We start from the raw sequence: 24,522 nt of genomic DNA, 5'->3' as shown, positions 1-24,522 counted from the left end.
ATAAGGGCGGACGCTTTCATTCTCTGTTATCAGGGTCAGCCGTAAGGGTTGTAGTGCACAAGACCGTTACGCCAGTCTGATCCACATGAAACCTCCTACTGACGTACGGCAGGCGTCGGAAGACGACATCGCCGAACTCGTCCGGCTGCGGGCGTTGCTGTTCGAAGACCTCGGCGGCGACTTCTTCAACCCCTCATCGGCAGGCGACGACTGGCGGGACAATCTCGCCGCGGTGCTCAAGGAGAAGCTGGTACGGGACGACGCGCAGATCCTGGTCGTGGACGGGGACAACGGCCTCGCCGCCTGCGGCATCGGCACCGTCGAGCAGTGGTTTCCCGGCCCGCACTCACGCAACGGCCGAATCGGGCACGTCATCGGCGTGGTCACCGATCCGGCGTACCGGCGGCGCGGCCACAGCCGCGCGATCATGCGGGGCCTGCTCGACTGGTTCAGGGAACGCGAGGCCGTCCGGGTGGACCTGTACGCCTCCCGCGAGGGCGAGCCGCTCTACCGGGAGCTCGGCTTCTTCGACCATCCCGACCCCGCACTGTGCTGGCGCCCGTGACGAATGCCCGGCGCGAGCAACTTGGGCGGCACCCTTTCCTCATGGGGCTGGCGCAATGCTTCTACTGTGGTCGGCGTGACGACGAAACGATCTTTACTTCTGGCCGCCCTCCTGAGCGGGTCGGTGCTGGTGCCCGGCCCTGCGGCAGCTCAGGACGTGTCCGCGCAGCGACCCCCGAACTCGCTCAAGGCCGCGCTCCTCGCACCGAGTGACCTCGGAGAAGAAGAGTTCGCCCGGCGCGGATATCGAACCCGAGGGCTTCTGAACCCCGCATTCACCCACACGAAGTCCTGCGCCGCAGCCGTCAAAAGCATCGCCCCGGTCTATCGGACCAAGGTCTCGGCAGGACTGAAGCACAAGGACAGATGGGAGGGGATCAGCGAGTACATCGTGAGCGGCACCTCCCGTGAGCTCTCCGCTCTGGAACGCGCGGCCAAGGACGTGATCCGCCACTGCAGCAAGACAACGATCAAGACCAGCGCTTCCAGGGAGATCATTCGCACGCTGTCGATCGGCCGGCTTGGTGACGGCGCTTATGGGGTCAGGTTCCGCAGTGGGCTCGTGAACAGCAAGCTGGAATCGGATGCCACCATGTCAGGGATGATGGTCGCGATCGACATCGTGATCATCCGGGTCAGGAACGTCATGATCGCGCTGGAGCACGATGGCAACGTCGACCAGTTCGACCCCGAGCTGACCAGGACCGCAGCCCGGCTTGCCGTGGCGCGGCTCCGGGAGACCGCGCAAGGCGGCTAGCCGTCGTCAGTGATGGATCAGGCCGCCGGCCGGGACCGGATCGACATGGCCGGTCGCCGGGAGGGTCTGCGCCAACGCGAGGCCGACGTCGGCCAGCGATGAGCGGCGGAGGCTTCGCGGGTCCGGCGGTCACAGCCACGGACGGGCCAGGTCGGACAGGGCCGCGTACCGGCCGCCGAAGCGCATCAGCTCGTCGTGGGTGCCCTGTTCGGCCACCTGACCGGCGTCGATGACGAGGATCTGGTCGGCGTCGCGTACGGTGCTCAGCCGGTGGGCGATCACGACGCGGGTCAGCGGCAGGCCGGCGAGGTTGCGTTCGATGGCCGCCTCGGCCACGGTGTCCAGGTGGCTGGTGGCCTCGTCGAGCAGCAGGATGCGCGGCTCAGGAAGCAGGGCCCGCGCGAGGGCGATGCGCTGCCGCTGGCCGCCGGACAGGCCGCCGCCCTCGGTGAGCATCGTCTCGTACCCCATGGGCATGGCCATGATGTCGTCGTGGACGTGTGCCAGCGTGGTGGCGGCCACGATCCGCTCCAGCGGGGCGCCGGGGACGGTCAGGGCGATGTTCTCCCTGATGGTGCCGGTGAACAGGTGCGGGTCCTGGGTGACCACGCCGAACCGGCCGCGCAGCCACACCGGGTCCAGGTCGCGCGCGGGCGTACCGTCGTAGCGGATCTCGCCCTCGACCGGCTCGTACAGGCCGAGCAGGATCCGCCCCAGGGTGCTCTTGCCCGAGCCCGAGCTGCCCACGAGCGCGACCTTCTGTCCTGGGGCGATCCGCAGCGTGACGTTCCTGAGCGTCCAGGGCGAACGGGGGTCGAAGCGGAACCCGACGCCGTTCAGCGTCACCTCCCCGCGCAGCGGTGGCCGCGCCCCGCCGGTGCGTTCGGGCTCGGCCTCGATGATGTCGGCGAGCCGTTCGACGTGCGCTCCGGCCTCCTGGAGCTCCTGGAGGCTGGTCAGCAGCGAGGTCAGCGGGGTGAGCGCGGAGACGGCGAGCGCGTTGAGCGCGAGCATCGTTCCCAGGCTCAGCCCGCCGTCGAGCACCCGGACCGTGCCCACGAGCAGCAGCAGCGCGGGCGCGAGGATCCTGATGGCGGACAGGACCGAGTCCAGGAGCCCGCGGGTCAGGCCCAGGCGCAGGTCGGCGTTCATCTGGGAGGTGAACATCTCCGACCACCGCTCGACGGCACGCCGTTCCGAGCTGGACGCCTTGATCGACTCGATGCCCTGGATGGACTCGATGAGCCGGCCCTGGGTCGTGGCGGCGGCGGTCAGGCCGCGCCCGGTCAGGTCGGCGATCCGTCTCCGGGTGAGGAGCAGCAGGACGACCTGGACGGCCGCCATCGCGGCCAGGCACCCGCCGAGCAGGGGGTCGCGGACCAGCACGAGGATCATGAGCACCACGGCCAGCGGGCCGTCGAGGAGCGCCGACAGCACCTGGCCGGACAGCATGGCTCGCAGGCTGGCCGCGCTCTGGGTGCTCATGACCAGGTCGCTCGCCCCGCGCAGCGTGAAGTACCCGTAGGGCAGCGAGAACAGCCGGCCGACGACCCCGCCGGTGAACTCCGTGTCGGCCCGTGCCCGCAGCATGAGCAGCACGGCCGTACGCAGGTAGTTGAGTATCCCCTGGATCAGCACCACGATCGGCAGGCCGACGATGAGGACGTGCAGCAGATACCGGTCGCCGCCGGGCAGCACCTCGTCGACGACGAGCCCCGACAGCAGGGGCAGCACGAGCGCGGCCACCTGCAGGAGCAGTGAGGCGAGCAGCGCCTGGACGAGCAGGCCGCGGTGGCGGATGAGCAGGGCGCGCAGGAGGTTCGCGCGCCACGGGCGCCGTTCGGGCCCCTGGGCGTTGAAGTCCGGGCCCGGTTCGAAGGCCAGGACGACCCCGGTGAACCCGAGGTCGAACTCCTCCGCGGTGAGTCGGCGCCGCCCGGAGGCCGGGTCGACGACCTCGACGACGTCCGGGCGCCAGCGCTCGACGACCAGGAAGTGGTTGAACTCCCAGTGCACGACGAACGGCCCCGGCACCGAGCCGAGCCGTTCGGGCGCGATCGAGAACGCCTTGGCGTTCAGGCCGTACGACTTGGCGGCCTCGACGATCGCGAACGCGGTCAGCCCGTCCCTGGACACCTGGACGTCCGTGGCGACCTCGCGCACGCTCGCCCGGCGCCCGTGGTGCCCGAGCACCATCGCCAGGCACGCCGCGCCGCAGTCGGCCATCGTGTTCTGCCTCAGCACGGGCACCCTGACCCGCCTCATCGCGGATCACCGAGCACGGGAAGGACGCCGAGCAGCACCACGATCGCGAGCGCGAGCGCGAGCAGGCCCACGTAGGTCCACAGCCAGACCAGGAGCGTCCTGGAGACGCGGTAGGGGCGCTCGACGTTCCGCCGGACGCCCTGATGGTGGTGAACCGCCTTCTCCCGGTACGGAAGCGGCTTCACCCGCCGGCCGTCCGTTCCGCGATCCCCCAGAACCACTCGATCTTGGCCGCGTTCCTGCGTTCGTCGATCCATTCGCTGAAGATGCGGCGTTCGACGAGGCCGCGTACGGTCGCGTCGAGCACGGCCGGCTCCACCGCGAGGACCTTGACCAGCAGGTGCCCGCCCTCCACGGGGAACGGCCCGGCGATCGTCCCCGGAGGGGTCGCGAAGATCCGCTCCGCCGGCTCCGCGTCGAGGTCGCCCCGGCGGAGGGTGGCGAACACCTCACCAGGACGGGCGCTGCCGTCGGCGAAGGCCCGCTCGACCGTGTCGAGGAACCCGGCCGGGTCGGGCACGGCGGCCGGCTCGGCGACGAACACCGCCCGCGCGACGCGGGCGACGTCGAGCTGCGCGCCGTGTTCGGCGAACCAGTCCTCCACCCGTCCGGCGGCCACCCGCGAGCGGAGCGCGGCGACGGCGGCCTCAAGGGCGACCAGCTCTTCCAGCTCCTGGTGGGAGATGCGGTTGCGCTCCATCCAGGCCCGGGTCGCCTCCCCGGTCAGCAGGCCGCGGGCGCGGCGGAAGGCGTCCATCGCCTCCTGGAGGGCGGCGTCGCTCAGCGGTTCGCGCGTCTCCTCCAGTTCCTCGCGTACGAGGCTGTCGGCGATGAGCCGGTCGGCCAGCGCGGACTCGTCCCAGATGAAGTCCAGGCAGGCGATCGCCCTGGCCACCGGCGTCTCGATGCCGTTGACCCGGAGCAGCAGGTGCTCGCCCGCGCGGTGCACGCCGCGCAGCGGCCACGGCAGGGCCCGCTCGGGACACCAGGACAGCGAGATCGTCGCTCCGTCGCCGTCCTTCATGAGCAGGGCGTGGTGCAGCGACCCGTCGAACTCCTCGCGCTGGGCGACCAGCCGCGTCCGGACCCGCGGGTACGCCGCGCGGAACCCCTCCAGGCCGCGCTCGGGCTCACCCGAGCTGAGCAGGCCGACCGCGTCGGCGAGCATCGGCCCGTACGTCATCGCTTCACTCCGCTCTTGAGCAGTTCGCCGATCGCCGCGCTGATCGGCAGTCCGGTCGCGTCCTCGATCCACAGGAACTGGCCGTTCGGGTTGATCTCCAGGAAGACGTGGCGGCCGTCCGGCGTGAGGATCAGGTCGATCGCGCCGTAACACAACCCGAGCCGCTCCACCAGCTCCAGGCAGCGCCGGGAGACTTCGTCCGGCAGGTCGTGCGCCAGGATGGGGGTGGCGCCGGGGTCGTAGTGCCGCCAGTCGTAGCGGGTGTGGTTGCTGACCTGCGAGTGGATCTCGGCCGCGAACAGCTCGCCGCCCACCACGGTCACCCGCACCTCGACCCGCTTGGGAACGTACGCCTGGACGATGACCGGGCACAGGCGCAGGGCGTCGGCATGACCGAGGTCCGCCGGAGTCACGGGCGCCGCGAACCGCCCGAACCGCTCACCGTCCGCCTCCAGCTGATTGCCGTGCACCGGCTTGGTGATCACTCGGCCTTCGTGCTGGACGTAGAAGTCGAGAAAGCGCTCGGGATCGTTCGTGATCAGCGTCGTGGGCAGTTCGAAGCCCAGCTGCCTGGCCACTTCGAGCTGGTACGCCTTGCGCCCCGCACGGTCGATGACCGGCCGCGAGGCGGGGACCTTCAGGCAGCCCAGGCCGTCCCACAGGCTCTCGACCAGGACGCGGCACTCCTCCTCGACGTGCTCGCGGGCGACGGTCGAAGGATGGGCCACCGGATTCCCCGGGCGGCGGTACCAGATCGCGGTCAGCTCGTCGAGGACGAGACGGCGTCCGCCGTGGCCGAGGGTCCGGACGGTCGAGCCGTCTCCCGGATGGCCGATCTCCAAGGTGGCGGCGGCGGGGAACCACGCGGGGTCGAAGACGGTGACGTCCGCCCCGCTGAGCGTCCCCACGACGCGCTCGGCGTGCTCGTCTCCGTCGCAGGTCAGTACGAGGATCATCAAGATGGTTCCGGTCGGGGGCGCGACCAGGGCCGCGCCCCCGCGGCTGACTAGTTGCTGTCGCCGGAGGTGTGCGTGTGGCCACCGCAGATCACGATGACCTGGCTCTTGGCGCCGCCGCTCACCTGGAGCAGCTGGCCCTCGTCGAGCTCAGCGCCCAGGGCCGCGATGTTGTCAAGGCTGGTACGCGTCTTCCCCGTGCTCATTCATCATCCTTTTGTCCGCATGGGGAGCCGAATGCCCCCCATCGCATGGAGCACGTTAGGGAGACGGCAGGCGGGGCGTCGTCCGTCGTGTGGGTGATCAACCGTCATCCTGGCGGCGGAGCACCAAGTGAAGTGCGCTCAGTCGTCGTCCCGGCGGCGGTCGCGGCGGCGGAGGGGTGGGGGGTGGACGGCCTTGCCGAGGACGTCGCGGGCCTCCCAGTCGACGCCGCCGGGCAGCTCCCACCCCCGCCGGTAGGCGACCATCCGCAGTACGGTGCCCACGACGACGGCCAAGGGGGTGCCCACCGCGACGGGCACGCCGAACGCCGAGCAGATCACCTCCAGGGTGGCGACCAGGGCCGCGACCGACGCGTACAGGCCGTTGCCGCCGAAGACGACCGGGACGCGCTGCACCAGCAGGTCGCGCGTGGCGCCGCCGCCGACCGCGGTGATGGTGCCCAGCAGGATCGCCGGGAGCCAGGCGAGCCCGGCGGCCAGCGTCCGCTGTGCTCCCGCGACCGCCCACACGCTCAGCGCGACCGCGTCGAGGACGTAGAAGAGCCGGGTCCATTCCCGTTCGGTGAACTTCAGCAGGAACGCCACCCCCGCGCCGGCCAGCGCGATCGGGATGTAGAGGGGGTTGGTGAGGGCGAGCGGCGGCCCGTGCTGGAGCAGCACGTCGCGGATCAGCCCGCCGCCCAGGCCGGACACGACGCCGATCACGACGTACCCGAACAGGTCGAGCTCCCTGCGGCGGGCCACCGAGCCGCCCAGCAGGCTGTTGATGAACACCCCGACCAGGTCCAGCACCGTCGTGATCGTCTCGACCCGCACAGGCAGGAGCCTAGGGACGCCCCCGCGGGAACCGGCGGCGGTCCGCCCCCGGATGACGGAACGTTTGCGCCCGTCTGGACTACTCCAGACGGATATCAGGAAAACATCCGCGGGTGAGGCTGAGGGGAGCGAGCGATGTCCGCCGACACCGTGCTGGCCGGGCTTGACGCCATCCGGCCCGACCTTGACACGACACGCACGTCACCGCCCTGCTGGGCGCGGCCCGGCTGATGGCGCAGGCCAGGGAGGCGTGGAAGGGCACGTACGTCGCGCTGTTCCAGCCGGCGGAGGAGCCCGGCGACGGCGCCCGCGGCATGATCGACGACGGGCTGACCGGCCGGGTCCCGAAGCCTGACGTGTGCCTGGCCCAGCACGTGCTGCCCTATCCGGCGGGCCAGGTGCTCACCCGGCCGGGGCCGGCGCTGTCGGCCGCCGACAATTACCGGATCACCGTGTACGGCCGCTCGGCCCACGGCTCGGCTCCCGACCGGGGCATCGACCCGGTGGTGATGGCCTCGATGCTCGTGGTGCGGCTGCAGACGATCGTCTCCCGTGAGGTCGGCCCGCTCACCCCGGTCGTGCTCACGGTGGGCAGCATCCACTCGGGCGCGAACCCCAACAACATCCCGGAGACCGCCGAGATCCAGCTCAACGTGCGCACCTACGAGGAGGACGTGCGGCAGCGCGTCAGGGACGCGATCGTCAGGATCGCCCGCGCCGAGTGCGCCGCCTCGGGCGCTCCCCGCGAGCCCGACGTCGAGCATTTCGGCGCCTTCCCCGCCACGGTCAACGACGAGGACACGACGCGGAAGGTCGCGGCGGCCTTCTCCGCCTTCTTCGGCGACCGGGCGAAGGTGCTCGATCTCCAGACGGCCAGCGAGGACTTCAGCGAGATCCCGAAGGCGTTCGGCGTGCCGTTCACGTACTGGGGGTTCGGCGGCACGGACCCCGAGCTGTACGCGCGGGCGGCCGAGAAGGGCACGATCGACACGGACGTCCCCGCCAACCACAACGACGCCTTCGCGCCGGTCATCCAGCCCACCCTGGACACCGGAGTGCGGGCGGCCGTGGTCTCGGCGCTGGCCTACCTGGGCATCCCGAGCCGGTGCTGATGCTCCCTTTCTCGGCTCTGCCAGTCCCAACGTTCGGCCAAGCTTCTCCACCGGGCCAGGCGGTGAAGGCCCAGCTCAAGCGGCCCCAGCTTGTACGTTGATGACCGATGGAACCGAGACCCACGGTGCAGGTGCTGCTCGCGCCCGCGAACATCTGGCGTGCCGGGCTCGTCCTGGCGGCCGTCGTCGCCGCGGCGTTCTTCGTCCGCTTCGTGCTCGTCGACGCGGGATCGCTGATCGCCATGCTGGTGATGGCGTGGTTCCTGTCGCTCGCCATGGAGCCCGCCGTGCGCCGCCTGTCCAGGCGGGTGCGCCGCGGCACGGCCACGCTGCTGGTGATGACGCTGTTCATCGTCGCCTTGGTGATCTTCTTCCTGCTGTTCGGCAGCCTGCTCGTCCGGCAGGTCGCGGTGCTGCTGAAAGCCCTGCCCGACGTCATCACCGGCGTCGTCGACCAGGTCAACGCCCGCTTCGGCACGCGCTACGACATCTCCGCCATCCTCGACTCGCTCAACCTGACCCCGCAGCAGGCGGCCTCGTACGCGCAGGGCGCGCTCAACGGCGTCCTCGGCCTGGTGGGGACGGTGGCGGGGACGGTGTTCAACCTGTTCACCCTGCTGCTGCTGACGTTCTACCTCTCGGCCGACGGGCCGGCGCTGCGCCGGTGGATCGCGCAGTTGCTGCCCGGCCGGGTCCAGCAGGTCTTCATCAACGTCTGGGACGTCTCCACGGTCAAGACCGGCGGGTACGTCTCCTCCCGGCTCGTCCTCGCCACGATCAACGGCGTCGCCTCGGCCCTGGTGTTCCTGGCGCTCGGCATGCCGTCCTGGCTCGCGCTCGGAGCGTGGACCGGCCTGGTCGCCCAGCTCGTGCCCACCATCGGCACCTACATCTCCATCGCCCTGCCGGTGGTCGTGGGGCTGGTGTCGCCCCGTCCCTGGATCGGCCTGGCGGCACTGGGCTGGGGCGTGCTGTACCAGCAGGTGGAGAACCTGACGCTGGAGCCGAAGATCAGCTCGCGGGCCGTGGACATCCATCCCGGGGTGTCCTTCGCGGCCGTGATCCTGGGGGCGTCGCTGTTCGGCGCGATGGGCGCGCTGCTGGCCATCCCCGTGGTGGCCATGCTGCACTCGCTGGTGGACACGTTCGTCACCCGTCAGGAGCTGCAGGAGTTCGCGGCCACCCGGGTGCCCCCGCCGGCCGGCGGAAGGAAGCCGCCGCCACCGAAGTGACGCCGGCCTCCTCCACGAACGCCGCCTACATGCCGGTTCTGGTGATCGACTTCATCTCCTTGCCGTACACCGCCAGCGCGTAGATGACGAGGACGTCGAAGGCGATGATGATGGCCGACCAGATCGGGTAGGCGGGCAGCCAGGCGAAGTTCACGAACGCCTGGACGGCGGCGAGAGTGATCCCGACCACCCGTCCCCAGGTCTTGCCCGACATGACGGCGAGGCCCGCGAGCGCGACGATCACCCCTATGGCCAGGTGGAACCAGCCCCAGGCCGTGAAGTTGACCGGGACCGCCAGGTTGTTGGGGGTGATGAGGTAGAAGCCCCTGTGCAGGATCCCCACCAGACCCATCAGCGCCTGGAAGGCGCCCAGGATGATCATGCTGATGCCGGCGAACATCACCCATCCGAGCCAGCCGCTGGGCCGGGGCTCCCGCATCATGGGGGCCGTCTCCGTCCGGTCCGCCTGACGTGGCTGGGGCACCGCCTCCGAGATGTGCTCCCGGGGCGTCTGCTGCTGGGTGCGTCCGTAACGTGGTTCTTCCATGATCGGCTCCCTCCGCGCGGCGGAGTTTCCGTTCAGCGGTCCGAGCAGCTTCAGGCGCGTGCTCGCGGCCGCTCCTTACCCTGCTTCTCTACCCAGGACTTCCTCCCTCTTCTTCGCAAATAGCTACAAAAGTGGGCAAATTCCCGTGGAGTCCTGTGCCTGTTCGCGGCGCTCACCGCCACGGTTCGGGGGCGGCGGGCAGGGGCAGGCGGCGGATCGCGATCATGGCGGCGTCGTCGCCGAGCCGCCCGCCGGTATAGGCGATGAGATCGTCGCATATTCGCTTCAGCAACCCGTCGGGGAATTCCTCCGCCCAGGCGGCGATCCGGTCGGCCAGCGGGTAGAACACGCCCGAAGAGTCGCGCGCCTCGGTGACGCCGTCGGTGTAGAGCAGCAGCAGGTCGCCCTCCTCGAAGCGGAACGAGCAGACGCTGTATCCCTCGTCGCCGAGATTCCCCAGGCCCAGCGGCGGCGCCGGATGCTCGCACTCCAGCGGCGTGACCTTGCCTTCGTGCACCAGCAGCGGCGGCGGGTGGCCGCAGTTCACCATGGTGAGCACCGGCTCGTCGTCCGGTATGTCCAGGGCGACCGCGGTCACGAAGCTCTCGTCGTCCGCCGGCCACGCCCCGGCGGACTCGTACGGGTTGAACCCCGCGCTGTCCTCCAGGTCGGCGGCGAGCTCCGGCAGGGACAGGCCCCGGCGCGCGGCCTCGCGGAAGGCGCCGACGAGCGCGGCGGCGTCGGAGATGGCGGGCAGGCCCTTGCCCCGGGCGTCGCCGATGATCAGGCGGGTGGCGCCCGTGGTGCGTACGGCCGCGTACAGGTCGCCGCCGATCCGGGCCTCGGCCGCGGCGGCCAGGTAGACGGAGGCCAGCCGGAGCGAGCCGAGCGACTCGGGCAGCGGGCGCAGCAGTGCCCGCTGCGCGGCCTCGGCCACCGAGCGCACCTGCACCAGGACCCGCCGCTCGCGGTCCCGTACGAGGCAGAACAGCACCACGCACGCCGAGACCAGGATCATGGCGATGAGCTCCGCCCGCTCGTCCGCGCTGCCCATCAGATGGTGATGGAAGCCGATGACCACCTCGGCCGCGACGGCGAGCAGCCCGATCAGGCCCGTGAACCACGCTCCGGCGAAGGAGGCCGTGATCGCGGGGGCCGCCACCAGCAGGGCGCCGAGGCGGACGGTGCTGGGGGTCAACAGGTCGGCAGCCGTGATTATCACGATCATCGCCAGCGGAATCACCGCCAGTGCGTGGTCGCGCAGTGATGGTTGCCCCCACGGATGCGGGTTTCCCCGAAATCCCACGCTTTCTGTCTACCCGCTGCGATCCGGCGGTCGAAAGACGCATGGGCAGCTCTTGGGGAAGGCTTTCATCTCCCCTCGGTAACGGGAGGCTGGACGGATGACAGCCGCACGGCGTTGGCGCGGCTCGCGGTCCACGAGGTGGCCGAGGCCGGGGCGCTGAGCGTGGTCACCGCGCTCGACGACCCCGCGCTCCGCGGACTCGGGTTCCGGCCGGCGGACGGTGGCGGTCTCGCCCTCGACCCCAGAAGCCGCGCCTGACGTGGACCTCGTCCCCTACCTGTCGTCGCGCAGTACGGGATGCGCGGCCAGATGGTCCTGAAGCTCACGGTGACGGAACTGGTAGGCGATCCCGGAGATCCGCAGCAGCCCCGCGTCATAACACCGGTGCAGGAAGCGTCCCAGCCGCCACGGCAGCCGGCCCCGCGTCGCCAGGAGAAGCCCCAGGTAGCGGCGCGACAGCACCGGACCCCAGGACGCCACGACGGACATCCCGAACACCGTGCCCGCCGCGACCGCCGTCGCGGCCGGAAGCCCGTCCAGCAGCTCCGCGAACCAGATGCCCAGGATGAACCCGAGCCCCGGACCGAAGGTGAGGGCGGCCACGAGTGTCCGGACGGCATCGTTCCTGACGATCGTCCGCACCTCGACGCCCCTGCGAGGACCGGCGGGGCCGTCCTCCCCGCTCCTCCCGCTCGCCATCCCGGCTCCGAGCAGGAGGCCGAACATGATCAGCACCCACAGCGGAAGCTCGGTGCCGAACTTCAGAGCGAGCGCCACTCCCGCCAGCGAGCCGCCCGCCGCCGCGAGCCCGCCCTCCACCACGGCGATCCTGCGATCGCGTACGCCGCGGACCCCGCGGAAGCCGACCTCGTCCGCCGGGGACCACACCTCCCGCCAGGCGTCGAAAGGCTCCTTCAGCAGGCTCAGAGCCATGGTGCCCGGCGGAAGGAGCAGCCCCAGGGCCATCACCGTCCGGCCCGACACCTGGCCGTCCACGACCTCGAACTGCGAGATCACCAGGACGAAGGCGGCGACGACGACGGCGACCCCGGGAAGACAGGTGGCCAGGGCCACCAGCGCGCCGATGGCCCGCGGGCGGTTGCCCGCCAGCGGCCACAGCTCGTGCAGGACGAGATCGGTGCTGGACAGCACGCGTCCGTGGAACGGCGGCCGGCTCTCGTTGCGGCGCAGATGACCGGCGAGGACGGCCAGCCAGGCGTGGGTCTGCTCGGCGGTCGGCCCCTTTCCCGCCGGATCGGCCGCGGCCAGGCGGGCGGGGATGAACAGGCCGAGGAGATGCTCCCGTACGGACGGCTCGTCGCTGAACTCCGTGAGGTCCTGCGGGGAGCGCACGTAGCGTCCGGTGAGCGGGTCGCGTTCCTCGTAGACGGTGACCGCCAGGGTCAGCCGCCACGGGGTGGCGAGCGCGTCGGCCAGGACGTCGCCGTCGCGGGTGAGCGCGTCCAGGAGCGGCCGCCAGCGGTCCGGGTCCTCCTGGTCGGTGACGGCCTGGATGAACCGCCACGCCTTGTCGCCGGTCACCTCCTTGACGGTGACGCGGGCGGCTCCTCGAGGGGCGGCCCGGTCGGCGACCAGGGCGTCGTACTGGTCCGTGCGGCAGGTCACCACCAGGCTGCAGCGCTCCAGCCCGTGCTCGTAGTCCTCCAGCGCGCGCAGCGCGCGGGCGGCCCGCGAGCCGTAGCCCGGCTCGTCGGTCTCGTCCATCTCGTCCAGCCCGTCGATGACGGGCAGGATCTTCTCCGCCTCCACGAGCGTGCGCGCGGTCACCGGCTTCAGGCCGAACGTCGTGGTCAGGTGCCGGGCCAGCAGGTCCTTCACCGGCAGGTCGGGATCCAGGCTCGTCGCGGAGATCCGTACCGGGACGGGGTCGTCGGGCTGCCTGCCGCCGAGCAGTTCCAGGATCAGCTCGATCGCGAGGACGGTCTTGCCCGACCCCGCCACTCCGGAGATCACGAGCCGCCGTGGCGCCGGCAGGCCGCGGAAGTAGTCGGCCACGTGTCCCAGGTTTCCGTTCGGCGGGGCGGAGACCGGGCTGCCGGTGGGGTGGAGGGAGAAGTCGACGTCGATGACGGCGTCCTTGCCCTTGCGGCCGAGCAACTGTGCCCGCTGTGCCTTCTCCTCGGCCAGCACGCGCCCGGCCAGCAGGATCGTCGCCGCCTGGAGGTCGGTGTCGGCCAGCCGCTGCGCCCGCCACCAGGAGATCGCACTGACAGCCGTTCCCACCAGCGCGAACACGGCGCTGACCGGGTCGACGTCGCCGGGATGCAGCAGCCACAGTCGCAACGCGGCGGCGACCAGCAGGACCGCCCCGGTCGTCACGCCCGCCCATAACCACCAGGTCTTCGTACGCCGGTTCACGCTCGGCAGCCGGAAGGTCGCGTCGTCCGCAGGACGAAGGTCGAGGTCAGAGGTACAGATCCAGCCAAGCCCAGTCTCCAGGAGTTTCACGCAGTGCCCGCAACGCGCCCTCAAGGCATTGCAGGAATGTCTCACACCCTGCTGTTCGTATACCGCCGTCCGGAGCGGCAGGACCCGAAACGAGGGCGGTCCACGGCCCCTTGCCCTCACTCAGGCGGCGATGCTCGATCTGGACCACCAAAGTGATGCCCTGGGCGCCGAGATCCAGGAAGAGCGTCTCGATCTCGTCAGCGGTCAGGTTCAGCATCCAGCACTCACTCCGAGTAGAGTTCGAGCCATTCCCAGGTGCCGGGCAACGCCCGCAAGGCGTCGATCACGACCTTGAGGCACTCCTCAAGGTCTCTGCAGTCCCATCGGACCACGCCCGAGCCCTTCAGCCGCGGACCGGACAGCAGCACCGTCCACGGCCGGCCGCCTTTCCGCAGCCTCTCATCATCGATCTTCACCATCATCGAGAACCCGGCGGCGCCCACCTCCTGCATGAACTCGCCGAGGTCGGTATCGCGCAGATCCATCAGAATCCTCGCAACATAGACGCGATCGTCTCGACGTCCATCGAGGTGCCGTCCTCCAGGCTGACCTTCTTGATGACCCGCCAGAGATCGTCCGACGAAGGCCCGTAGGCGATGTTGTTGCGGTCCATCAGCTCGGTGACGACCCAGTGTGCGGTTCGCTTGTTCCCGTTGTCAAACATGTGGTCACCGGCGATGTTCCGGATCAGCGACGCGGCTTTGTTGTAGAAACCGCTGTACCTGTTGGCGTTGATGAACGCGTTCTCCGGGTCGGCCGGCGCGTCCGGACGGAGGTGCGTGCCGCCGAACGACCGGTTCGCGGCGAACACCTCCTCCGTCGAGACCGGGTTCTTGATCCCGAGCGGGCAGCCGGCGTTGTGCACGAGAACCGGGGTGTCGCCCGCCATGACGTAGAACGTGTGAACGCCGGCGACGGTCAGGTCGTAGACCGCCGGGTGGTCCTGCCGCGCGGCCGACCCGATGACCTCGACGACCGCGCCCTCGGGGGTGCGGAGATGGTGAGCGCCGGTCAGGCGGTCCGCCCGGACCCACGCGTGGTCGCGGACGTCCCAGAAGAGGTGATGGCCGGTGGCGAGGATGACGCCGGTGTCGCTGCCCTTCTTCCCGTCCGTGTCCACGGTGACCTGGACGAGGTTGAGGTAGGCGACGCCCGAGAAGGCGGCGAGGACGGGCTTCGGCGCGGTCCTGCCGGTCAGCGGGTCGGTGGCCAGGACCTTGTCGCCGGGCCTGATCTGCTCGATCGCCTTGGTGGTGCCGTCCGCCAGCTTGACCGTGGTGCCCGCGGCGAAGCTGTTGCAGCCGGCTCTGGCCCCGGACGTGGCTCGCGCCTTGCCCGCGGCCCTGCCCGTCGCCCTGCCGGCCGCGGCTCTGCCCGCCGCGGCGCCGGCGGACTCGCCGCCTCCGGCGGCCGCGCCGCCGCCGCGGCCCAGGGCGCTTCTGGCCTTGCTGGCCGCCTTGCTCGCGGCTCCGGCGACCACCCTGCCGGTCGCCGTGGTGGCGAGTTTGCCGAGCGCGGCGCCCACTCCCTTGCCGACGGCGCCGCCGACCGCGCCGGAGATGGCGCCGACCGCCGCGGACTTGAACGCGCCCCCGGCGCTCCATTCGTCGCGCGGCGTCGAGACCAGGTAGCCCGCCAGGTTGCCCGCCGCTCCCCCGGCGGCGGCGCAGCCGATGCTTCCGGCGCCCGCCGTGGCCACCTCGCAGCCGGCGGTGACGACGATCGCGACGGAGACGTTGACGATGGTGGCCTTGTGCTCGTGCCAGATCTTCTTCGCCTTGCAGCCGAAGCTCCACCGGCCGCAGTGCGGCGGGTTGCTCGGCGGGGGAGGCGATGAGTAGCCACCCCCACCGCCGCCTCCCCCGCCACCGCCACCGCCGCCGCCCCCACCGCCACCGCCTCCGCCGCGGGAGGGCGGGTTGCACGGGTTCGAGCGGATGATGCCGCACTGGGTGCCGCCGTCGTACATCAGGCCGGTGGGGTCGGAGCCGGTCACCGGGTTGTTGTTCGCGTAGGCGTAGCCGTTCCAGCTCTGCGGGTCGGAGGCGTCGAAGACGGGGTCGACGGAGATGAAGCGGCCGGTCTCGGGGTCGTACTCGCGGGCGCCGAGATGGGTCAGGGCGGTGGCCTCGTCGATGACGCCGCCGACGAAGCCCTTCTGGCCGGGCCAGTACGTGGGCGCGAGGCCGCGTTGCTGCCCGAACGGGGTGAAGCGGCGGCGGCTGGTCGTCTGGGTGGCGGTGTCGTCGACGGAGGAGTCGGCGGTGCCGTGATGGTCGGCGCCGAGCCAGGTCACGCCCTTGCCGGTACGGGCGGCGATGGTCTGCCCGCCGAAGTCGTAGTAGCGGGTCGCGGTCTTGGCGCCGGTCTTGGTGTCGAGCCGGACCTCCATGCCGGCGACGTACAGGGTGGTGGAGGTGGGGTCCCGGCGGATGAGCCGTTCGCCGCCGGCGTCGTAGACGAAGGTGCTGACGCCGGAGGGGTCGGTCGACTTCGCCAGATGGCCCTCGACGTCCCATTCCAGGATGCGGCCTGAGCCGCGTTCGGTGGTGTTGCCCGCCTTGTCGTAGGTGTAGGTGTCGATCTGGCCGTCGCGTGTTCCGCCCGTGTGGGCGACGGAGGTCAGCGTGTGCGGCTGCGGCTTGCCGGCGCCCGCGTAGGTGTAGGTCTTGGTGACGTCGCCCGCCGCCCGGTGGTCGATCTCCTTGGTGCGGTTGCCGACGGCGTCGTAGGCGAAGGACTGCCAGTAGGGCGCGGGCCCACCGACGACGCCCTGCGTGGGCCCGGCGGCGCAGTCGTCGGTGGAGGCCCAGGCGTCGGTGAGGCGTTGCAGCCAGTCCTGGCGGAAGCACTGCACGTCGGGCGTCTGGCCGGACGGCGTGTCGGCGATCTTGGTGATGTTGCCGGACGGGTCGTAGCTGTAGTGGGTGTCGGCCACCGAGATGGGGGCGGTCTCCCGCTCGAACACCGAGCGGCTGAGCCGGTTGGTGCCCTCCTCGTAGAAGTTGGTCTCCTTGACCCGCTTCAGCCCGGTGCTCATCGTCATGCTGAGGACCTGGCCGAGCTTGGAGTAGGTCGTCGAGGTGACGTAGTTGGTCAGGCCCCGCATCGTGGTCGGGTTGCCGAGCTGGTCGTAGTCGTACAGCATCGTCTCGCCGAGCAGGCCGCCGGCGGCGGGCAGCACGGTGCGGTGGACGGTGCCGTCGGGGTTGTAGTCGGTCGTGGTCTTGTACGTGCCGGCCAGCCCACCCTCGGCGGCCGGGATGACGACCTGGGTGCCGGTGGGCCGGTAGGCCTGGTCGAAGCCGGTGACGGCGCTGGCGTAGGCGTCCATGGCGCCGGTGGTGGCGTTCTTGACGTACCGGGTGGAGCCGGTGGGCTGGCCCTTGACGACGGTGCCGTCGGGCAGCTTGTCGAACGTCCACTCGGCGAGCTTGGCGCCGGCGGCGGAGGTCCCCGCGTACGCGGCGGTCTTGCGGCCGAGCGCGTCGTAGGTGAGGAACACGCTGGAGCCACGGGCGTCGGTGACGGTCGTGAGCAGGTCGTTCTTGTCGTCGTAGGCGAGCTTCGCGGTGCCCTTGTCGGGGTCGTCGACCTGGATCATCCGGCCGCGCAGGTCGTAGTGGTAGGCCCAGACGTTGCCCGCGGTGTCGGTGACGGTGGCGGGCTTGCCGGCGCGGGTGTAGGTGTACTTGGTGGCGTCGTAGTCGCCGGTGGGGGCGTCGCCCTTGTACTGGCGGACCTCGACGGTCTCGCCCTGCCCGTTGGTGATCGTGGTGGTGGGGGTGCTCCCCGGCGGCGGGTCGACGCTGATGCGGTCGCCGCCGTACGTGGTGGTGGTGCGCCACTGCTCGGTGCCGCGCCTGCGGAAGATCTGCGCGGTGGGCCATTCCATGCCGTTGTAGAGGGTGACGTTCTGGCCGGGGACGTCGTCGTCGCTGCCCGGGACCCACAGGGTGCTCCCGGGGTCGCCCTCGGTGTAGTAGTCGTCGTTCGACTTGTACGCCAGGCCGCGGGTGTCGTAGAAGGTGTCGTTGATCAGCCGGCCGCCGCCCGGGGCGGGCTGCTGGGTCTGCCGGGCGCGCAGCAGGCCGTCGTAGAGGGCGTAGCCGGTGGTGTAGGTGGCGTTGTCGGCGCGCAGGGTCGAGGTGGAGACGGTGGTGGGGCCGTCGGCGCGGACCTGGTAACCGAACCTCATGTTCGGGGTGGAGGCGTAGCTCCCCTTGGCGTGGCCGGGCAGCCAGACGCCGGTGAGGCGGCCGAGCGGGTCGTAGGCCAGGTCGGCGCGCTTGCCGTTGGCGTCGGTGGTCGCGGTGGCGAGACCCCAGGCGGGCTCGATCTCGGTGGTGGTGACGTGGCCGAGGGCGTTGGTCTCCTGCTTGGCGGTGACCAGGCCGATGGCCGGGGTGTAGGAGGTCTTCGTGGTGGTGCCGTTGGGGTCGGTGACCACCAGCGGGCGGCCGTAGACGTCGAAGGTGGTGGAGCCGGCGGTGACGTACTGCGGGCCGCCGTTCCAGGAGCCGAGCTTCTCGGTCCTCGTGACGTCGCCCTTGGACGGCGGCACGCCGAACGCCTTGCCGTCGTAGTACCTGCGCACGTCGGAGGTCACGTCGGCGGGCCGGTCGGGGGTCGCGGAGCACGCCCTGCTGAGGGTCTCGACGCGGCTGGCGTAGGAGAGCATCCAGCGGGCGGTGTCGCGGGCGTACGTGGTGCTGACGCAGCTGTCGTCGTCGGCGGTGGCCTCGTCGCCGAGGTCGTCGACCTGCGTGGGCAGGCCGTCGGCGTTGTAGTCGGTGTCGGTCGTGGTGTACCGCCAGCCGCCCGACGCGAGCGCGGTGCGCGTGCGCTCCTTGTCGGCGCGCACCATGTGCGCGCTGGTCGTGGCCCAGGAGCGGACGCGCTGGGCGGTCCTCTTGGTCCAGTAGCCGGTGATCGTGCCGGTCAGGGCGGGGCCGGACGGGCCGTCGTAGTGGATCTCCTCGCGGACGCGGCCCTGCAGGGGGTCGGCGTCGGTCACGGCGGCGCCGGTGGAGTCGGTGACCTTGACGTCCCGTTTGCCGCCGCCGGACAGCTCGTCGCCGTCCATGCCGCGGAAGTAGGTGAACTCGGCCTTGGACCGCTGCTCCCCCGCGGCGCCGCGCAGCACGCGGACCTTGCCGTAGCCGCGCCACTCCGACCAGGTCTTGTACTTCTCCTTGGTCAGCCCGTCGTCGTCGTCGTGGTGCCAGGCGCCGCCGCCGAGGTACTCGTAGGTCTCCAGCACGTCGGGGGCGCCGCCGGTGCGGTCGATCTGCTGGATCTGGGTGACGACGTACTTGTGGAACCAGTCGCGCTTGGGCGAGGTGGCGCCTTCCGGGGACCAGTACTGCGGGTAGCAGCGGCGGGTGTTGGCGTCGGGCTCCGGGGTGTTGCCGGCGGTGCAGTCCTCGTCCGAGTACGTGATGGACAGGGCGCCGCCGGTCTCGTTGTCGATCGCCGAGATCCGCCACTTGGTCAGCGGCGGCCGTCCCTCCAGGGCGTCGACCCGGTTGGGCCGCTGCACGCCGGCGAACCTCACCGGCGGCAGCGACGCGGTCCCGCCGACCTTGCCGGTGTGCTGGATCCCGGCCAGCCACAGCGCCGCCGCCGTGCCGTCGCCGGGCGCGCGCATCTGCTGGTCGAGCGTCCAGGTGTCGACGTTCTTGTACGCGCTGCCGGACAACGTCTGGGTCGTGACGGACACCAGCCGCTTGCGGGTCCAGAACGTGGGCGAGTACCGGTCGAGGCATTTGTCGCCGGAGTCGCAGTTCTGGTCGTAGGGGACATCGGGCCAGTACTTGGCGTTGTCCTTGGTGAACTTGCCTTCGGCGCAGTCGAACGCCGAGGTGGGGATGCAGCGTTCCTTGACGTCGAAGACGACCCGCGCCGGGGCCGAGCTGGTGAAGATCGCGTCCGAGCGCTGGCCGTAGTCGATGCGCTTGAGGTAGCCGCCGCGGTCGTAGCGGGTGGGCGTGCCGTTGGGGACGCCGTCGGTCAGGGTGGTGACGTCGCGGCGGTAGTAGTTGGACTCCTTGCCGTACCAGAAGGTGCTGACGGTGCCGTGCGGGTCGACGACGTAGTCGAGGTTCCACCGCCACGCCTGCTGACACCAGGAGTCGGAGAAGGAGCTCTTGTGACAGGGCTCGCCGTCGTCGTCGCCGAACACCGGGACGGTCCACGTGGACTGCGTCTCGGCCTGGCCGTCGCCCCAGCCGGGCAGGTGGTTGCGGCCGAAGTAGTACTGGGTGCCGTCGGGGGTGGTGACGCGCCAGTGCTCGCCGTCGAGGTCCCCGTTGTCCGCGCCCGACAGCTTCTCGATCTTGGAGCCGTCGTCGTCCTTCGGCTGCCAGGTGCCGGTCGCGTCGTCCAGGATCAGCTCGGTGGCCTGGCCGTTCAGCGACAGGGTGGCGTTGTGGTTGCCCCAGCACTGGTCGTTGCGCTTGGGGGTCACGCCGTCGTCGGCGCACGCCTTGTAGCGGCGCTCGATGAAGCCGGGCCAGTAGTCGAAGCCCTCGCCGATCCAGGACGCCTGGTTGTTGGTGGCCACCGTGCGGCCGTCGATGCTGCCCGAGGAGTAGACGAAGCCGACGTTGGGGGTGGGCCCGCCCGGGGTCGGGGGCAGCCGGAGCGGATAGGACCAGGAGAACGCGCCGCTCTGGTTGCTGACGCTCCAGGTCGCCGACGGTGACAACGAGGTGGCCTCGTACGTGCCGGCCGCGCCCGACGGGGCCGCCTCGGCCGCCAGCGTGGTCGTCGCGGCCCCGGCGAGGTCGACGTCGGCGGCCAGGCGGCCGGTCCTGACGTCGTTGCGGGTGGGGAGCGGCGTCCTGGTCTGGCAGCGGGGCAGGTCGGGCGTGGTGGCCGCGCAGGCGGGCAGCCGGACCAGGCGCAGGCGGGAGGCCCAGTCGCCGCCGTAGGCGTAGCGGAAGCCCGAGTAGTCGACCTCGACCGTGGTGCGGGCCTCGCCCGGCGGCGGGGTCTGCGGGGTGAGCTGGATGCCGAGTCCGGCGATGTGGGACCGGCCGGCGGTGGCCGCGTCCAGCGTCCGGACCTGGACGGCGGGCACGGGCCGTGCGGTGGCGGCCAGGGACTCGCCCCCTGTGCCCACTGCCTGGCTCAGCCAGACCGGCAGGTCCCCGGCCCGCGCCGGCCGCACGCCGCCGGGCTGTCCCCCAGCGGCGGCAGCCTGGCCGGGGGCGGCGGCGGGGCCAGGCGGCCGGACCACCGCCGTGCCCGTGCTGGGCCAGGTCACCGTGGGTGGGCTCTTGAGGTCGTACGCGGCGCCGGGATCCTTCAGGGGCCCGCGTGCCCCGACGGCGTGGCCGGGCACCGGACGCTGTTCCTGGACCTGCTGCCAGGCCGGATCGCCGCCGGTGGCCTGGGCGGCGACCGGCGCGGTCAACGTCGCCGGCAGCGCGACGGCCAGGACGGTGGCGAGCAGGATCCAGCCTCGCTGTGAACCGGGCACGGCTTTCCTCCGGAGGGGGGCGTCGGTGAGCGTGAGGGAGGCGCGGGTCTAGCCGTCGAGTGGCAGGTTCATCGCGATGTTGACGACCTGGTGGTCGGTCAGGGTGCCGGTGTAGCCGCGGACGTCGTCGATGTCGCCCGCGAAGTGGTCCACGGCGGCGCTGTTGTACTTCGCGCGGCCGAGCTGCAGCGCGCCACCGGCCCAGCCACCCGTGACCGGGCGCTGGTCGTTGAGCTGGCCGTTGACGTAGAGGCGGATCCGCTTGGCCTGCTCGTCGTACACGCCGGCCAGGTGGGTCCAGGTGTTGAGCGCCGAGCAGTCGACGCGCTCGGCCGAGGTGGCGTGCGTCAGGGTGCCGCTCGTGGCGCTGGGGCTGGTCGAGAACGACCAGTGCGGCACGGCGACGCCGTTCTCGGCGATGAGCCGGTAGCCGAGGTAGAAGGAGCTGTAGGTGCCTCCGTCCTGGGCGAGGACGGTCATGGCGCGGCTCGGCAGCACGCAGGTGTCGTCGCCGGACAGCCGCACCCACGCCGTCACGGCGTAGCTGTGGTCGGTGCGCAGCGGCGCCGACGGGGTGGCCGCGTAGCCGGTGGTGCCGTTGAGGCTGAGCGCGCCGCCGCCGTCGAAGCCGTCGCCGGTCCAGCCGGCGCCGCCGGCGAGGGCCGCCGGCCAGCGGCTGTCGGTGGTGTTGACCGCGGTGGCGCCCGTGCCCTCCTCGAACTTCCACCAGCCGCGCTGGATGGGCGGCTGCTTGGCCATGGCGGCGATCTCGTTGCCGAGCGCGGGATCGGTGACGGTTTCCGGGTGGTCGGACAGCTCCCGCTTCCAGATCTTCACCTCGTCGATGTCGCCGGCGAAGTTCTCGATGTACGTGCCGTGCCACTGCACCCGCCCGAGCTGCAGCGGGCCGGTCGCGTCCCACGGCTTGTACGGGTAGGCGCCCGTCGTCGCCTGGAGGATGCCGTTGACGTAGAGGCGTAGCTGCCGCTCGGGCGCGTCCCACACCCCCGTCAGGTGCGTCCAGATCCCCGTCGTCGGCTCGGCGTCGCTGATCGCGCGGACGACGGTCATGTCGTCCACGTCCGCGTCGAACTTGTTGAAGATCCACCGTTTGTAGCCGGAGGAGTAGTAGAGCTGGAATCCGGAGCCGCGCACGGCGTTCTGGCTGACCACGGTCGAGTTCTTGCTCTTGTCGTTCAGCAGCACCCAGGCCGAGACGCTCATGCTCCGGTCGGTGTGCACCACGGGGCCCGACGTGCTGCCGTAGCCGGTGCCGCCGTCCAGGCGCAGGGCTCCGGCCACGCGGCCGCCGCCCCAGGTGGCGCCGCCGCCGAGCGTCGCCGGGTGGGTCGTCGCCCCGGAGTCGGCGGCCGTGGTCCCGGCCGTCTCGTCCAGCCGCCAGTGTCCTTCGGGGCCGAACCCGTCGTTGACGTAGAAGCTGTAGACGGCGGGCGTCGTGCCGACGTTGCCCGCCCGGTCGACGGGGAAGACGATCAGGGCGTTCAGCCAGCTGTGGCGCGGGGCGATGCGCACGTTGACGGAGGTCTGCCCGGCGGGGATCGCGATCTGGGTGGCGGCGGTGGCCTCCGCCTTGTCGTCGAGCGCCCAGCGGAAGGCGGTCACGTCGCTCTCGCCGTCGCCGGGGGCCAGCGTGAAGCTGCCCGCCCAGCCCACGCTGCCCTGCCAGGCGTCCGGCGTGTCGGCCGGGTAGTCGAGCGAGGTCACCTTCGGCAGGGTGGTCGGGTCGACGGTGTCCACGGTGAACTCGCACCACTTGCTCCAGGCGCTGGAGTCGGTGCCGTCGAAGGCCCTGACCTTGTAGGCGTAGTTGTGGCCGGTGACCAGGCCGGCCAGCTTCACCGAGTGGTCGGTGGCCGAGGTGGTGTACTTGTAGGCGGTCCTGCCGCCGCCGGGCATGGTCGAGGTGATGTCGTCCCACGCGGCGGTGGCGGTGTTCCAGTGGTGCAGGACGAACTCCGCCCGCACACCGTCGTTGGCCTTGTCCGGGTCGTAGATCTTGGCCTTGAGCTGGAGCGGGTTCGCGGCGTCGCCGGCGTTGACGGCCGGGCGGGCGGCACCGGTGGCGCAGGGCGAGGCCGGGTAGGTGCCGATGCCCGACGGGGCCGCGGGCGGGGTGTTGTAGTCGATGACGAGCTTGGGCGAGCTGCTGAAGCCCTTCCAGCCCCACACGCTGCCGCCGGTGTCGTTGTAGTCCTTCAGCCCGAACGTGGTGTTCGACCAGCCGCTCTTGGCCGCCTTGACGACCGCCTTGGTCACGTCGAACTCGATGCCCTTGTCCGGGCAGGAGGAGCTGTAGCCGGCGTCGGAGGACACGCTGTCCTGCCACTCCGACCAGGGCGGCTGGTGGCTCCAGGTCGTCGAGGTCGAGATGCCGCCGGTGAGCCAGAGCTGCACGGCCTGCGGGTCGGACGTGCAGCCCCAGGACTTGATCTGCGTGATGCGGAAGGTCGCCCGCAGGACGTGCTTGCCGTTGACGTTGTCGGAGTCCATGCGGAAGAACGAGCGTTTGACGCCGCCGCCGTAGGCGCCGGCCTCGGGCATGTGGCTGGAGTTCCAGTACTTCTGGGCGGGATAGGCCTTGTCCACATACGTCCAGGCCAGCTTCGACCCCGACCACTGCGGGTCGAGGTACACCGGATAGACGGTGTCGGGGGCGGTCAGCAACGTCCTGTCCGGCGTGATCGCGAGCCGGTCCCTGGCGACGTCCACGCCCATGACGGCCTGCCTGCCCTCGCGTCGCGGCCCCGCCTCCAGCGTGGCGGGGGCGGCCGTCGTGCCCGAGGAGTCCCACATGCGCGGCGCCGGGGCGTGGAACAGCTCGGCCCCCGACTCGGTGACGGCGCTCAGGCCGCCGGTCTCCGTCCTGCGTACCGACAGCCCCTTCGCGCGCATGCCGAAGGCGAGCTCGTTCAGCGCGGGGTTGGCGGCGGCCTCCCTGGTCCGCACCACCAGCACCTCGGAGAAGCCGAGCACCGACGCGGTCACCTTGAGGTCCACGCCCGGCAGCACCTCGCCGTAGGTCGCGGTGTCCCCGTCGAGCACCGGCTTCGGCATGCTGCCCGGCCAGGTCATCGCGACCGAGCGGCCGCCCTGGCCGATGGCGGCCAGCGGGCCCGTCCCGCCGCCGGAGAAGGTCAGCTCCAGCGGGGTCGCCACGGTCCGTACGCTCCCGTCGGCGGCGAAGGTCAGGGTCGGGTCCACGTCGGCCCAGCCGCCGTCCCGCCGTACCCGCTCGGGCAGCGCCGAGGTCTCGGAGGTGAACGTGCCGTCGGGGTTGGCGAACACCTGGCGGGTCTCCGTACGCAGCGGCCCCACCTCGACCCGCTTCTGGATGTGACGGGCCCGGTCCAGCGCCTCTGGTTCCGTCCGCGCGGGCACGTCCTCCTCCGCCGCCGCGTGGGCGGAGGCGGTGTGCGCCGTGGTCAGGCAGCCGGCCAGCAGCGTCAGGACGACGGCCAGGAGACCTTGGGGGGTGCGGCGGCGCATGAAGCCTCCAAGAAGCGTGCGTGACGGCCTACACGGCCGCGGACATGGTGCACCTCCGAACGTTGATGATGGATGGAAAGAACCTTGAATCACCTAGT

The 24,522-nt window shown here is 71.1% G+C and carries 17 protein-coding genes and 1 pseudogene; 5 read left to right on the top strand and 13 right to left on the bottom strand.

From position 1 onward, the window contains the following. Nucleotides 1–85: 85 nt before the first annotated feature. Both SMD20_RS33215 and SMD20_RS33210 read left to right on the top strand, forming a co-directional pair. Nucleotides 86–565, top strand: coding sequence for a GNAT family N-acetyltransferase (locus SMD20_RS33215; protein ID WP_329588902.1), 480 nt, complete (start codon nucleotides 86–88; stop codon nucleotides 563–565). A 75-nt stretch (nucleotides 566–640) separates the two neighbouring features. Further along, nucleotides 641–1,321 carry a hypothetical protein gene (locus SMD20_RS33210; RefSeq protein ID WP_329588901.1) on the top strand — a complete coding sequence of 227 codons (681 nt, stop codon included), beginning with the start codon at nucleotides 641–643 and terminating at the stop codon, nucleotides 1,319–1,321. A gap of 129 nt (nucleotides 1,322–1,450) precedes the next feature. Here SMD20_RS33210 and SMD20_RS33205 read toward each other — a convergent pair whose 3' ends face one another. From SMD20_RS33205 to SMD20_RS33180, 6 genes are all read right to left on the bottom strand, one after another. Beyond that, nucleotides 1,451–3,586, bottom strand: a complete 2,136-nt coding sequence (locus SMD20_RS33205; RefSeq protein WP_329588899.1) for a peptidase domain-containing ABC transporter — start codon at nucleotides 3,584–3,586, stop codon at nucleotides 1,451–1,453. Further along, nucleotides 3,583–3,771, bottom strand: coding sequence for a hypothetical protein (locus SMD20_RS33200; RefSeq protein ID WP_329588897.1), 189 nt, complete (start codon nucleotides 3,769–3,771; stop codon nucleotides 3,583–3,585). Before SMD20_RS33200 ends, SMD20_RS33205 begins: the two co-directional genes overlap by 4 nt. Next, nucleotides 3,768–4,769, bottom strand: coding sequence for a TIGR04500 family putative peptide maturation system protein (locus SMD20_RS33195; protein ID WP_329588895.1), 1,002 nt, complete (start codon nucleotides 4,767–4,769; stop codon nucleotides 3,768–3,770). The genes SMD20_RS33200 and SMD20_RS33195 overlap by 4 nt, the downstream gene beginning before the upstream one ends. Further along, nucleotides 4,766–5,725, bottom strand: coding sequence for an MvdC/MvdD family ATP grasp protein (locus SMD20_RS33190; RefSeq protein ID WP_329588893.1), 960 nt, complete (start codon nucleotides 5,723–5,725; stop codon nucleotides 4,766–4,768). Before SMD20_RS33190 ends, SMD20_RS33195 begins: the two co-directional genes overlap by 4 nt. Before the next feature lie 50 nt (nucleotides 5,726–5,775). Beyond that, nucleotides 5,776–5,931 (bottom strand): hypothetical protein, encoded by a 156-nt coding sequence (locus tag SMD20_RS33185; protein ID WP_329588891.1) that lies wholly within the window; start codon nucleotides 5,929–5,931, stop codon nucleotides 5,776–5,778. A 138-nt stretch (nucleotides 5,932–6,069) separates the two neighbouring features. Next, nucleotides 6,070–6,765, bottom strand: coding sequence for a trimeric intracellular cation channel family protein (locus SMD20_RS33180; protein ID WP_329588889.1), 696 nt, complete (start codon nucleotides 6,763–6,765; stop codon nucleotides 6,070–6,072). Nucleotides 6,766–6,965: 200 nt separating this feature from the next. On the opposite strand from SMD20_RS33180, the pseudogene SMD20_RS33175 reads away from it, so the two are divergent. Continuing rightward, nucleotides 6,966–7,877 (top strand): annotated as a pseudogene (locus tag SMD20_RS33175) (amidohydrolase); the annotation flags it as partial. 107 nt (nucleotides 7,878–7,984) lie between these two features. Further along, the gene (locus SMD20_RS33170) at nucleotides 7,985–9,109 is read left to right on the top strand and encodes an AI-2E family transporter (RefSeq protein ID WP_329588887.1); all 1,125 of its coding nucleotides are present in this window, start codon (nucleotides 7,985–7,987) and stop codon (nucleotides 9,107–9,109) included. A gap of 25 nt (nucleotides 9,110–9,134) precedes the next feature. On the opposite strand, the gene SMD20_RS33165 is transcribed toward SMD20_RS33170, so the two are convergent. Together SMD20_RS33165 and SMD20_RS33160 are read right to left on the bottom strand one after the other, a co-directional pair. After that, complete coding sequence (locus SMD20_RS33165) at nucleotides 9,135–9,656, bottom strand: DUF7144 family membrane protein (protein WP_329588885.1); 522 nt, start codon at nucleotides 9,654–9,656, stop codon at nucleotides 9,135–9,137. A gap of 172 nt (nucleotides 9,657–9,828) precedes the next feature. Beyond that, nucleotides 9,829–10,884, bottom strand: coding sequence for a PP2C family protein-serine/threonine phosphatase (locus SMD20_RS33160; protein ID WP_329588882.1), 1,056 nt, complete (start codon nucleotides 10,882–10,884; stop codon nucleotides 9,829–9,831). Between the two features lie 192 nt (nucleotides 10,885–11,076). Between SMD20_RS33160 and SMD20_RS33155 the strand changes: the two genes are divergently transcribed. Beyond that, on the top strand, nucleotides 11,077–11,220 hold the full coding sequence (locus tag SMD20_RS33155; protein WP_329588880.1) for a hypothetical protein: 144 nt from the start codon (nucleotides 11,077–11,079) through the stop codon (nucleotides 11,218–11,220). Between the two features lie 15 nt (nucleotides 11,221–11,235). Here the strand turns inward: SMD20_RS33155 and SMD20_RS33150 are convergent, their stop codons facing one another. The 5 genes from SMD20_RS33150 to SMD20_RS33130 are packed head-to-tail and all read right to left on the bottom strand — an operon-like array spanning nucleotide 11,236 to nucleotide 24,424. Further along, nucleotides 11,236–13,341 (bottom strand): NACHT domain-containing protein, encoded by a 2,106-nt coding sequence (locus tag SMD20_RS33150; RefSeq protein ID WP_329588878.1) that lies wholly within the window; start codon nucleotides 13,339–13,341, stop codon nucleotides 11,236–11,238. Nucleotides 13,342–13,387: 46 nt separating this feature from the next. Next, on the bottom strand, nucleotides 13,388–13,648 hold the full coding sequence (locus tag SMD20_RS33145; protein WP_329588877.1) for a hypothetical protein: 261 nt from the start codon (nucleotides 13,646–13,648) through the stop codon (nucleotides 13,388–13,390). Between the two features lie 7 nt (nucleotides 13,649–13,655). Continuing rightward, nucleotides 13,656–13,916 (bottom strand): hypothetical protein, encoded by a 261-nt coding sequence (locus tag SMD20_RS33140; RefSeq protein WP_329588875.1) that lies wholly within the window; start codon nucleotides 13,914–13,916, stop codon nucleotides 13,656–13,658. Continuing rightward, nucleotides 13,916–20,917, bottom strand: coding sequence for an RHS repeat-associated core domain-containing protein (locus tag SMD20_RS33135; RefSeq protein WP_329588873.1), 7,002 nt, complete (start codon nucleotides 20,915–20,917; stop codon nucleotides 13,916–13,918). The genes SMD20_RS33140 and SMD20_RS33135 overlap by 1 nt, the downstream gene beginning before the upstream one ends. A gap of 48 nt (nucleotides 20,918–20,965) precedes the next feature. Then, nucleotides 20,966–24,424 (bottom strand): LamG-like jellyroll fold domain-containing protein, encoded by a 3,459-nt coding sequence (locus SMD20_RS33130; RefSeq protein WP_329588871.1) that lies wholly within the window; start codon nucleotides 24,422–24,424, stop codon nucleotides 20,966–20,968. Between the last annotated feature and the right edge of the window lie 98 nt (nucleotides 24,425–24,522).

The organism is Nonomuraea sp. LP-02, from assembly GCF_036289125.1.
In the GTDB taxonomy this organism is placed as follows: domain Bacteria; phylum Actinomycetota; class Actinomycetes; order Streptosporangiales; family Streptosporangiaceae; genus Nonomuraea; species Nonomuraea bangladeshensis.
The sequence above is the reverse complement of the archived record's forward strand: the minus strand, read 5'-3'. Positions and strand labels throughout refer to the sequence as shown.